The 11,417-nt window shown below is 66.9% G+C and carries 10 protein-coding genes; 1 reads left to right on the top strand and 9 read right to left on the bottom strand.

All coding sequences use genetic code 11. The annotated features are described in order from the left end of the window. Nucleotides 1-65: 65 nt before the first annotated feature. From QNO00_RS07800 to QNO00_RS07780, 5 genes are read right to left on the bottom strand one after another with little or no spacing between them, the layout of a single operon-like run. Nucleotides 66-1,301: an MATE family efflux transporter gene (locus QNO00_RS07800; RefSeq protein WP_284024145.1), complete on the bottom strand. Its 1,236-nt coding sequence runs from the start codon at nucleotides 1,299-1,301 to the stop codon at nucleotides 66-68. Then, nucleotides 1,302-2,105 carry a CDP-alcohol phosphatidyltransferase family protein gene (locus tag QNO00_RS07795; protein WP_284024144.1) on the bottom strand — a complete coding sequence of 268 codons (804 nt, stop codon included), beginning with the start codon at nucleotides 2,103-2,105 and terminating at the stop codon, nucleotides 1,302-1,304. Then, the gene (locus QNO00_RS07790) at nucleotides 2,102-3,565 is read right to left on the bottom strand and encodes an O-antigen polymerase (RefSeq protein WP_284024143.1); all 1,464 of its coding nucleotides are present in this window, start codon (nucleotides 3,563-3,565) and stop codon (nucleotides 2,102-2,104) included. Before QNO00_RS07790 ends, QNO00_RS07795 begins: the two co-directional genes overlap by 4 nt. Further along, the gene (locus QNO00_RS07785; protein WP_284024142.1) at nucleotides 3,562-4,779 is read right to left on the bottom strand and encodes a glycosyltransferase; all 1,218 of its coding nucleotides are present in this window, start codon (nucleotides 4,777-4,779) and stop codon (nucleotides 3,562-3,564) included. The genes QNO00_RS07790 and QNO00_RS07785 overlap by 4 nt, the downstream gene beginning before the upstream one ends. After that, nucleotides 4,772-5,608: a glycosyltransferase family 2 protein gene (locus tag QNO00_RS07780; protein ID WP_284024141.1), complete on the bottom strand. Its 837-nt coding sequence runs from the start codon at nucleotides 5,606-5,608 to the stop codon at nucleotides 4,772-4,774. The genes QNO00_RS07785 and QNO00_RS07780 overlap by 8 nt, the downstream gene beginning before the upstream one ends. A 102-nt stretch (nucleotides 5,609-5,710) precedes the next feature. On the opposite strand from QNO00_RS07780, the gene QNO00_RS07775 reads away from it, so the two are divergent. After that, the gene (locus QNO00_RS07775; protein WP_229967218.1) at nucleotides 5,711-6,490 is read left to right on the top strand and encodes an SGNH/GDSL hydrolase family protein; all 780 of its coding nucleotides are present in this window, start codon (nucleotides 5,711-5,713) and stop codon (nucleotides 6,488-6,490) included. Between the two features lie 20 nt (nucleotides 6,491-6,510). Here QNO00_RS07775 and QNO00_RS07770 read toward each other — a convergent pair whose 3' ends face one another. Genes QNO00_RS07770 through QNO00_RS07755 form a run of 4 tightly spaced genes read right to left on the bottom strand, consistent with a single transcriptional unit; the run spans nucleotide 6,511 to nucleotide 11,042 of the window. Next, complete coding sequence (locus QNO00_RS07770; protein ID WP_229967216.1) at nucleotides 6,511-7,185, bottom strand: LbetaH domain-containing protein; 675 nt, start codon at nucleotides 7,183-7,185, stop codon at nucleotides 6,511-6,513. Beyond that, nucleotides 7,185-8,483 carry a glycosyltransferase family 4 protein gene (locus QNO00_RS07765; RefSeq protein ID WP_284024140.1) on the bottom strand — a complete coding sequence of 433 codons (1,299 nt, stop codon included), beginning with the start codon at nucleotides 8,481-8,483 and terminating at the stop codon, nucleotides 7,185-7,187. The genes QNO00_RS07770 and QNO00_RS07765 overlap by 1 nt, the downstream gene beginning before the upstream one ends. A gap of 2 nt (nucleotides 8,484-8,485) precedes the next feature. Beyond that, complete coding sequence (locus tag QNO00_RS07760) at nucleotides 8,486-9,457, bottom strand: NAD-dependent epimerase/dehydratase family protein (RefSeq protein WP_229967213.1); 972 nt, start codon at nucleotides 9,455-9,457, stop codon at nucleotides 8,486-8,488. A gap of 49 nt (nucleotides 9,458-9,506) precedes the next feature. Then, nucleotides 9,507-11,042: a sugar transferase gene (locus tag QNO00_RS07755; RefSeq protein ID WP_229967211.1), complete on the bottom strand. Its 1,536-nt coding sequence runs from the start codon at nucleotides 11,040-11,042 to the stop codon at nucleotides 9,507-9,509. Nucleotides 11,043-11,417: the final 375 nt, after the last annotated feature.

Raw genomic sequence — 11,417 nt, 5'->3', positions numbered from 1 at the left:
GCCTTCCGGATGGTGTGCAGCTTGCCAAGGCACACCATCCGGAAGGCTTTTTGTTTGCCCGGGGGCTACTCCACCGGTTCGAGTGCGCTTGCCGCAGCCCGTGTGGAACGGCTGCGGCCGGCACGGACGGCCAGCAGGCCGCAGACCGCTGCCACGGCCACGGCGCCGGTGAATCCCCAGGCCGACGCCGCCGCCGATCCGCCCAGCGCCAGGGCCAGCGGCAGCGCGAGCGTCAGCGCCGCGAGGACGCCGCGCATCAGGGTCGACAGCCGGTTGGCCTGAGCGGCCCGGAAGTAGGCCAAAAGAACCGTGTAGGGCACCATCGCCAGATACTGCACCGCGTACGGCCAGCGCAGCTCCGAGGCGTTGTGCCAGGTCTCGCCCAGGACAAACTCGCCGGCGGACGCCGGCAGCAGCAGCACGGCTGCGCCCCACCCCAGGGACAGGACCAGCACAATGCCAAACGTCTCCAGCAGCCTGCTGCGGAACGCTGCGGTTCCCCGGGTCCGGACCAGCTCGGGGATCACGGCCGTCTTGATGGCGCCGAAGACGGTGTTCAACGGCGAGAACAGGAGCTGCGCCGCGCGAAGCGCCCCCACGCCCGCCGCGCCGAGCGGAAACACCAGAAAATACAGGACGGCGAAGGTGGAAGCGTTGAGGGTGGCAAATTCGGCAAGATAGCGGAAGGCAAAGTCCCGGTTCAGGACCAGCCAGCGGATCCCGGAGGGAACGGCCGGAACGCTCCGGGCCAGGAGCAGCCCCACCGCCAGCGCGACGGCGGCACCGATCCCCCACCAGACCAGGACCATCCACAGCTCGCCGCCGGACCGGGCGGTCAGCAGCATGGCGGTAATGGATCCCACGGCCCAGATGCCGTCAATCAAAAGCGCCCGCGCCGGACGTCCCTGGCAGATGAACAGGTACCTGAGGCTGTCCTGCAGCAGCACAAACGGCGACACTGCGGCCATGACCAGCCAGAGGCGGGCATTTTCGGGGCCCGAGAGCAGTGCCCCGGCCAGCAGCAGCAGGATCGTGGGCACTGCCACCAGCGCGGTGGCGCCCAGGCTCGCTGATGCCACCTGCCGGGTCAGGGTGCCGCTTTGGGAATAGCGCACCAGGAGTGTCTCGCCCACCAGGGCCCGCTGCCCGCCCAGAAACAGCAGCAGGCCGGCGTAGGCCAGGGAGAACTGGCCAAAATCCGCGGCGGTTGCCACATTGGCTGCTACAGCCACCGCCACAAAGTTCGAGACGCTGGAAACGCCCTGGTCCGCGAAGGTGACCAGCCGGCGGAATCCGCCCACCTAACCCAGCGCCAGGAGTTCGGAGCGCCACTTCGGCAGGAAGGCCGCACACATCAGCACGTGTGCTGCCGCCAGCACCAGATAGGCCACCAGGAACACCTGCGGCCAGGGCAGCAGCAGAAACGCCAGGCACGTCATGCCGTAGTCCACCGGCAGGGTCAGCACCGACCGCCGCAGCAGGCGCCGGTTGTTGTCCCGCTCGGCGGCTGCCCCCGGCTGTGCGCCTGGTGCCGACGGCGCTGGCACCGGCGCTTCCGGTGCGGCCAACGCCTTGGCGTTCTTCCGCAGCTGGTCCAGCAGCGCGCCGCCAAAGAAGATGCAGGAGCTGGACAGCAGGAACAGTCCGCAGGCTGTCGCCAGGAGGATGTGGTCGTAGTCGGTGGTGCGGGCGAGGAAGCAGAAGGCGGCAATGTGCATCACGGTGATGCGGCCGTTGTCCAGGGCATGGTCCAGCCACTCCCCGAAGGCGGAACTGGCGCCCTGCAGGCGGGCCAGCTGCCCGTCGGCCGAGTCCAGGATGTAGCCCAGGGCCAGGAGGACACCGACCAGCGCCGATGAAAGGTTCGCCGAAGCTCCGAAGGCAAGCCACACCAGCGAGCCGTAGGTCAGCACCGCGCCGGCCAGGGTGACGTGGTTGGGCGTCAGGCCGCTGTGGCGCAGCGCTGCCGCCACGGCACGGCCGGCGGGCCGGTTGACGTACAGCAGATACAGCGGCACGCCCTTGCGGGTTTTCTGCGCCTGCTTGAGCTGGTTGAAGGACTCCTGGAAGGTGGCTCGGGGTGTTTGCGGCAGGGTCTGACTCATGGCTGCAGCCTTTCTCGGCGGTTTGTCACAGCGGTCAGGATCAGGACTGAAAGTACCAGGATCATCAACCGGCCCATGGACTGCAGCAGCGACCCGCGCAGCAGAATGAACAGGTATCCGGCAAAGATGGAAATGCCCAGGTATCCGACCGAACCCTTGCTCAGGATTTCAGCCCGGAATCCGGAGTCCAGCCGCCGGGCCAGCAGGCCCAGCGCGGCGAACACCAGGATCAGGCCCGGCAGCCCGAAGTTGATCCAGGCTTCGGCCCACAGGGGCGCCGACAGGTTGACGTTGATGCTGTTCATCCACTGGCCCACCTCGACGCCGGTGTCCAGCGGTTTGTCGGGCCAGATGACGCGGGGTACCCAGAAGAGCACCGGGCCCAGGGCCTGCATCCCCCACGACAAACCGTGGTCCGCGGTGTAGGCCAGGGTGTTGGCGAACATCGTGAATTGGTCGTAGTCCTTGGTGGCGATGGTGATCCACACGGACTCGCTGCTGAGCGGCGCACCCGTTCCGGCCGCCCGCCGGGTAATGTCGGACAGCGGAAAAATGACGATGGATGCGATCACCCCGCCGGCCACCGCCGCGTTGAACATTCCCTTCCGGCCGCGGATCAGGGGCAGCAGCAGGCCAAAGACCACTGCCAGCGTCCAGTACCGGGAATTGGAGACGGGGTTGTTGACCACAATGTTCATCACCGCCAGCGCAGCCACCAGGAGGCCGTCCACCGCTGCCAGGGCAACGTCCCGGGTGCGCCAGACGTGCAGGTAAAAGATCAGCGCCGTCAGGCAGCCAACCGAACCGGCAGCGGAAATGATGGCGCGCAGGGCCTGCCCGCTGTCGGGACTGATCTCATCCAGTGCCTGGCTGGTTTCCTGACGGCTGAGGAAAAACACCGACAGACCGCCCACCTGGATGATGTACACCAGGGCCGCCACCACGGCAGCCACCGAGAAGATCCGCAGCACGTCCATGCTGCGCAGCGTCCGGAAGCGCAGCTGCGGTGAGGCACCGCCCCGCCGGCGCAGCTTCAGATGATAGGCCACGTCAAAGCAGACACATCCCAGCAGCGTGAGCAGGCTGGCCATGGTCAGCTCGCGGTCGCCGACCTGAATGGCCAGGGCCGTGGAACGGCCGGTGGCCAGCTGGGCCAGCGGTGCCAGGCCCATGCCGGTGTAGACGAAAATCCAAAACACCCCGGCGACGGGCCGGATGTCGCCTTGCCACAGCAGCAGCGCAAGCTTCACGGAGGCATAGAGCGCCACGGCGTACCGGATCAGGAAGTCGCTGTTGCTGAAGAGGACGGCGCTGGCGCCGCGGACCTCCAGCGGAAAGACCACAGCGAACAGCAGAAAGGCCACCAGTGCGACGGCGGTGCGGACTCCGGTCCGCTGTTCGGCTCCGCGGCCGTTGTACGGGACGGGCGGGGTCAGCGGAGGCACCTGTTTCGTGCTCATGACCGGGCTCCCTGCCGGACGGTTTCGGCGGGCGCGGCCGCTGCCGCCGCTCCCATGGCCTCCAGGTAAAGCCCGCGGAGATCCTCGGCCAGACGCTGGGCGGACCACAGCCGCCGGTGCAGCAGGCGTGCGTTCAATCCCAGTTCAGCCCGCCGGCCCGAATCGGCGCCCAGTTTCAGCATGGCCTCACAGAAAGCCTCTGCCGTTGGCTCCGGCAGCACGGCGGCATCCGCTTCATAGAGGTCGGCCGCGAGTCCGCATTCGGACGTCACGATCAGCGGTGTTCCTGCGGCGGCTGCCTCGATCACTGACATTGGATACGGCTCCTTTAGCGCTGGCAACACATATGCCGTGCATTCTGCCATGGCGCTTTGCACCTGCGCAGGAGACAGCTCCCCCGGCAGCTCGAAACGTTCGGCGTGCGCGGACGCGGCGATCAGGGCGCGGACGCGAGCGGTCTCCCCCTGGTCCGGCCCGGCAAGAATGAAGCGGGCATCGAGTCCACGGTCAAGCGCGTCCAACGCTGCCTGGACGAACACTGCCGGCTGCTTGCGGGCGGCCAGCCGGGCAGCGAACAGGAACACCTGCGGCTCCGGATCCGCCCAGGCGCTCCCGGACTCGGCGGTGGCATTAACCACGCGGCGCATCCGGGCCGGATCAACGCCCAGATGCTGCAGGCCGCGTTCCTCGTCCTCGGTCAGCGTCAACCAGAGCCGCGGAATGCGCACCAGCCGGCGCGTGATGACGGCGTCGTACATCCGGACGGGCAACGAGCGCGACGGCGCCAGCATGCCGTGGGACTGTGCAATCACCGGGGTGTTCCCCCGGCCGAGCAGCAGGGTGGCCGCTGTGGTGATGAAGTCGCGGCACAGATGAACCTGGACCACATCCGCCGACGCGGCGCCGGCCGCCACATAGCGGGGCAGGCGCAGGCTCACCAGCCCGCGCAGACGTGCCCCGGGGAACGGCCGCCGGACCCGGAACAGCCGAACCGGGCCCGGTCCGCCGGCGGTTTCCGCTGCAGCCGGGACCGCGCCCAGCCAGCCGCCCACGAGTTCGGTGTGTTCGCCGATGCCTGTCAGGGCAGCGCTTTGGGTCCGGGCAACGGCCCAGACACCGCCGGCTGCGGCTCCGGGGCCGGCCAACCCGCCGAGCTGCAGGATTCGAAGGCCGCGGCGCTCTGCGCCCGCGGGGTTCGCGCCGGTGTTATCCATGGGCGGTCACCTGCTCGGCGGCGGCCTGCGCGCGCTGCATTTCCCGGCTCTTCAGCCCGATCTGCCAGTAGTACATGGACAGCGCCAGGGCGTAGTCAAAGCCGGCCCTGCGGTCCAGGAACCCTCTGCGCAGTACGTAGCTGTAGAGAAAAAAGACCAGGGGTTTCAGCGGAAGGGCATCGAACCGGCGCCCCTGCCCGCTCTTGGACTCGCGGACGGTGCCTCGGATGCCGGGATGGGTGCGGATGAAGGCTTCCCAGTCGGAATAGCGGTTGTGCCGGTCGAACCAGGTCCGGACCGGATCCACGTCGTTGTGGACCAGCTTCGCGGTGGTCCTGCCCACCGGTCCGCGCGGTTCCGGCTGGTAGTGCGCCTCCACTTCACCCATGCCCGGCAGATGGAGCAGGTCGATGTTGCGGAAGGAGTTCATTCCGCGCCGCAGGAACGAGCGCTTCACCACGCGGTGACCATGCTGCAGCCCCACTCCGGCAAAGTGGTAGGCCACCGGCAGGTCAAACGCCACCCGGATTTCGGCGGGGTCCTCGGCAATGGCCCGGAGTTCGCGGGCCAGCTCCGGTGTGGGGAACTCGTCAGCGTCCAGCATCAGCAGCCACTCGTTGCGGGTGTCCACTTCGGTGAGCTGCCACTGCTTCTTCTGCGGAAACTTGCCGTCCCAGGTGAAGTTGATGACCGTGGCACCGGCCTCCTTGGCCAGTTCCGCGGTGCGGTCAGTGCTGTTGGAATCAACAACAATTACCTCATCAAATTCCTCGAGAGCAGCCAGGCAGCCGGCAATTCCCCTTTCCTCGTTTTTTGTTTGCACCAACACAGATACAGGTATTTTATTCACGTACTTTCCCCCCTGAAGCAAGTATTTTTATTGTTTTGAATAAGCGTTCATCCTACGAGACCGCTCGGTTATCATTTAGGAATGTCAACTCGACGCGATGATCGCCGAACCTCCTATTCCAGCCGCCGCCGGTGGCCCAAGATCCTTGGATTTTTGGGCCTTCTCCTGGCCGCCGGGCTGCTGACCTTTTACGCAATGTCCCAGTCGACGGAGGCGAGCGGCGCTCCGCAACCGTCGGGCACCACGCCGGCCGTGGGAAAAAAGGTGCCGCAAATCGACATCCTGGGCGACTCCTACGTTGGCGGCTCCTCCGAGGGCGGCAACGGAGCCGAGAACTGGACCAAAGTAGTGGGCTCGCGTTTTTACGATCAGGGCGCCCGGGTGGAGCTCAACGTCATGGCCCAGCCCGGCTCGGGCTATCTGGCCCGCGGCAGCACCGATTTGGTCTTTCGTGAAGCCGCCACGCTCCGCCTCCGCCCCACCGCCGATGTGGTGGTGGTGTTCGGCAGCCGCAACGACGGCCGGCAGACGAAGGAGGCCATGTACAACGCAGCGACGTCCCTCTACTCGGACATCCATGACATTGCTCCGCAGGCCAGGCTGGTGGTTGTCGGGCCCATCTGGGTCAACGGAGCCGTTCCCAGCTTCATCACTGCCAACAACGCAGAGATGAAGCAGGCGGCGGCCGACGAAGGCATCCTCTACATTGACGCCCTCGCCGAGGGCTGGCTTGCCGACGCCGATGAAGGACTCATCGGCGCCGACGGCATCCACCCCACCGACGAGGGCCATGCCTACCTGGCCTCGAAGATCTTCCCGGTCCTCGAGGAGATGGTCCAGGAGACCGTTCCCGCCGAGTAAGTGCGGCTGCCCGGTGAAGCTCATGCCCGCTCCCCCGGACGGGCTTCACCGGCAGCTGTTTCCGGAGCAAACCTGTAGCCCAGTTCCGCGGGCGGCACCGCAGCGCCAAACACGCGGTTGGCGCCCACCTCGCCCTTGACCAGCGTCATGGGCTGCACGACGGCCGACTCCCCGATAAGGGATCCGCCGAGGACCATGCAGCGGGACGTGATCCAGGCACCGTCCGCAATCCGGATGGGGCTGGTGACCAGCCCCATGTCGCTGCGCACCCGGTGGCTGCCGGTGGTCAGGAACGTCTCCTGGGAAATCACGACGTCGGCGCCCACATAAACGTGGTCCTGGTTGTGGAACCAGACGCCTTCACCGATCCAGGTACGCGCCCCGACATGCAGCTTCCACGGTGACTTGACCCGGGTCCGCGGACGGAAGATCACCCCGTCGGCGATCTCCGCGCCAAAGGCCCGCAGCACTGCCACGCGCAGGCGCGAACTGATCTGCCACGGGTTGGTGACGAAGACCAGTTCACACGCCGACCACAGGTACACCACCGCCCGCGGCCGGCCCCACGCCTCACCCGCACCCGGTGCCCGGGAAAGGTCAATCACCGGAGGACGACGGCGCCGCGGCGCACCGCCGTCGTCCTGCGGCGCCGGCCCGGTCTCCGGTGCCTGCCCGTCCGGCTGGTGCTTGAGCATCACGACACCTTTCGCAGGAAGCCACGCGGCGCGGCGGCGTGAGCGGGGCGGAGCCGGGGCAAGGTGTCCAGGTCAGCGGGCTCGGGAAGTCCGGGAGCCGCGCGCCGAAGCGCCGCTTCGAAGCGGTCGGTGATGGGTCCGATGCCGAACCTGCTCTCCGCCAGCTCCCGTCCCTTTGCGCCCGCGGCAAGGACCGCAGCCGGATCCCCGTGCAGCCGGCGCAGCCATCCCACGCCCCCGGCAACTCCGAAGTCGGTGGGCGGGCCGACAAACCCGTCCGCAGACCGAATGTCCGCCGCGGCCGGGTTGTCATCGGGCATCAGCCCAAGGATCGGGCGGCCCGCGGCCAGCGAGGACAGCACCTTGCTGGGAATCGAGAAGCGGGAAGCACCGGGTTCCAGGATGGTTACCAACACGTCAGCGGAGCCCAGCATGTCCGGCAGCTCTGCCGCCGGCTGGAACGGCAGCAGCGTGACCGGAAGCTCCGGTTCACGGCCGACGTCCTCCCGCAGCATCTCGATCCCGTCCCCTTCCGAGGCCACGACCAGCCGTGCAGGCAGGCCCGCAGCCAGCGCCGACCTCAGCAGCCCGGCCAGCAGCAGCGGATTGTGCTTGCGGCCCAGGGTTCCTGCGTACAGCAGCCGCAGTTCCGGCCCGGCCGGCAGATGCCGCGCCGACCAGGCGTTTTCCCGCGGACGCGGTGTGATCTCATCCAGCGGCGCCCAGTTGGGGATGACTGTGACGTGGTCCGTGGCCAGACCCCAGAGCCGGTACGCCTGACGGAACTCCTCACCGATCGCCACCACCTGCGTGGCTGAGCGCACCACCTTCGCCTCCATGCGGCGTACCAGGGCACGGCCGGCGAAGGCCGCCGGCCCGGGCAGCCGCCGGCTGAGCTCCTCGGAAATGGCGTTGCTGAAGAGGTCCTGGTGCCAGAGCAGCCAGGGCTGCTTCCGGCGGGCGGCTGCCCGCCGGAAATCGGCCAGGGTGAACAGCGGCACGTTGCAGGCCACGATGCAGTCCGGGGCGGTGGCCCGGATGTGCTTCTGCCAGGCCGCCGCATAGGACCGTTCGAACCGGATCCGGCCCATGGCGCTGTATTTCTGGAACGGCGTGTCCGCGGTGAGCGGAGAAAAGGTCAGCCGGTCCGAATCCGCCGCCGTCCGTTCCAGCGTTCCCTTTCCGCTGCCGTACTGCGTCGAGTACACATGGTCCACAAAGTGCCCGCGGGCCGCCAGCTCGCGGGACAGCTCGGCCTGGAAGGGATGACCGGAGAAATCATGCATTTGGATGCGCACGGCTACACCCTTTGCGCCTTGACCTGGTCCTGGATCCAGGCGTAGGTCCGCTCCAGGCCGTCATACAGGGAGATGGACGGTTCCCAGCCGTAGGTGTCCCGGAACAGCGTGTTGTCGCTGTTCCGGCCACGCACGCCCTGCGGGGCGTCCAGCTTGTACTTGCGGTTGACCACCGTGCCGGAGATCTTCTCCAGCAGGTCCGCCATCTGGTTGATGGACACCAGCTCAGCCGATCCCAGGTTCACCGGTTCGGCGGAGTCGCCGTTCATGATTTCCAGGATGCCGCGGACGCAGTCGTCGATGTACATGAAGCTGCGGGTCTGTTCGCCGTCGCCCCAGATTTCCACGTCCAGCTCTCCGGTCAGCGAAGCGTGGGCGAACTTGCGGCACAGTGCTGCCGGCGCCTTCTCCCGGCCGCCCTCCCAGGTGCCTTCCGGGCCATACACGTTGTGGAAGCGGGCCACCCGGGTCTGCAGGCCGTAGTCCTCCTGGAAGTGCCGGCACATGCGTTCGGTGAACAGCTTCTCCCAGCCGTAGCCGTCCTCGGGCTGGGCCGGATAGGCGTCTTCCTCCCGCAGCGCCACGACGTCGGCGTTCGTCTGGTGGTCGGCCGCATAGACGCACGCCGAGCTGCTGTAGAAGAACCGTTCCGCTCCGGCGTCGCGGGCTGCCACGAGCATGTGCGTGCTGGTCAGGACGGTGAGCATGCACAGGGCTTTGTTGTTCTCAATGAACCCCATGCCGCCCATGTCCGCGGCGAGGTTGTACACATCCTGCATTCCGCGGCTGACCTCGTGCGCCGTCTCCAGAAGGGAGCAGTCCCCCTGGATGTTTTCAGCGCCCTCGGAGATCTGGTACCACTCGTCCAGGGGCTTGCAGTCCACTGCCCGCACCTCGTGGCCGTCGCTGAGCAGCCGGGCAACGAGGTGGCCGCCAATGAATCCGCCGGCGCCGGTAACTAGGGATTTTTTCATGGTTTCCGCTTTCTTTGTGATGAGACCAGCCGAAGCCGGAAGGGACGGGCTAGTAGGCGCCCACTGGCCGGCGGAGCATTTGCACCGTGCGCCAGAGAATGATGAGGTCGCCGGCGAGCGACCAGTTTTCGACGTAGTACAGGTCCAGCCGTACGCCGTCCTTCCAGTTGAGTTCCGACCGCCCGTTGATCTGCCACATGCCGGTCAGGCCGGGCTTGATGTAGAGGCGGCGGTGCACCTGGCCGCCGTACTGCGCCACTTCACGCGGCAGCGGCGGCCGGGGGCCCACCAGGGACATGTGCCCCAGGAAGACGTTCCAGAGCTGCGGCAGCTCATCCAGCGAGTACTTGCGCATCCAGCGGCCCACCGAGGTGACACGCGGGTCATGCTGCATCTTGAAGAGCACTCCGGAGCCTTCGTTTCGGTCCAGCAGGCCGGCCAGGTCATCCTCGGCGGTCTGCACCATGGAGCGGAACTTGAGCATCTCGAAGGGTTCGCCGCCGCGGCCCACCCGTTCCTGGCGGAAAATCACCGGGCCCGGGCTGTCCCGCCGGATCAGCACCGCGAGGACCGCGAAGACCGGAATCAGTGCCACCAGCGCGCCGCCGGAAAGCAGCATGTCCAGTCCGCGCTTGAGCATGTGCCTGCCGCCTGCGTACTGCGGCAGCTCCACGTGCATCAGGGGCAGGCCCTCTACGGGACGGGCGTGGATCCGGGGTCCTGCCACGTTGGTCAGGCCGGTGGTCAGGATGAGCTGGGTGGCGGATTCCTCCAGCTGCCAGCCCAGCTTCTGCACGTAGGAACTGCCGCCCTTCATGCGGCCGGCGACGATGACGGCGTCGGCCCGCAGCTGGCGCACGGCTCCCACCACGGTGTCGCGGTCCGCCACGACGGGAATCCGCTTCCCGTTGACGCACAGCTCCTTGTCGCCGGGGGTGGTGAGCGCAGCGCCGATGACCCGGTAAGCGGAGCCGTCCCTGCGCTGGATTTGATTGGCCACGTAGCGGACATCCTTGGGCTTGCCCAGGATGATGACCTTGGAGAGGTACCGGCCCTTCCTCCGCTGCCCCGCCAGCCACTGGCGCAGCAGGAACCGGAAGATCAGGAGACCGCCCAGCCCGATCGGAAACGCCAGCGCGAAGTAGCCGCGGGCAATATCCACTTGGAGGGCCAGGCAGAACACCGCGATGAGCCCCATCACCACCACAGTGGCGCTGGTGACGCGCCGGTATTCATCGGCTCCGGTGCCGACAATCCGCGCATCGCGGGTCCGGTAGATGGCCAGCGACACCGCCCAGGCGGCCCAGATGCCGGCGGAGACGGCGATGTAGGGAATGTTCAGGTTTCCACCGCCGGACATGTACTGCGTTTCCACTCCGAACCGCGTCAGATGAGCCACCGCCACGGCAGAGGTCACCACTGCCAGATCAAAGGCCAGCAGGATTTTGCGGTAGCGGTTGGTCTCCCGCACGCTGTCACTGGCCAGCCGCCGCCGCACGGGCGTGAAGCTTTTGTAGTCGGGGAAAGTGAAGGGAACGGGCAGCGTCAGATCGAGCCGGGCTGGGGCATCTTTGACTTCGGTCATCAGGGACCCTCCCTATGATTTGGAGGCTTCCGAAGGGGCCGACGACGGCTGGGGGGAAGCCTTGGTCTCAAGAGGCTTCGACGCCGTCGACCCCGGTCGGGGGGCCGGCGCCTGGGGCGCCGGATGACTGGCTGCGAAGCGGGCCGTGGTTTGCGCCGGATAATTCCGTTCTGGGAATACCGCACAAACCTGCATTTGGAACCCGCTTTAGTTCGCAACAATCAATCAACAAAAACGACATTAGAAGCGGCGGCAAAGTGCAGCACGAGTAATGCGTACTCGACTCCCCGACCCGACTTCTCCCTTTGCGGGAGATTTACCTGCCACTACTTGGAGCCGCCCCTTTTGCAGTGCTCCGGCACGCAAAAAAACCGG

The organism is Arthrobacter sp. zg-Y1219 (assembly GCF_030125545.1).
In the GTDB taxonomy this organism is placed as follows: domain Bacteria; phylum Actinomycetota; class Actinomycetes; order Actinomycetales; family Micrococcaceae; genus Arthrobacter_B.
This window is presented reverse-complemented; position numbering and strand designations above follow the sequence as displayed.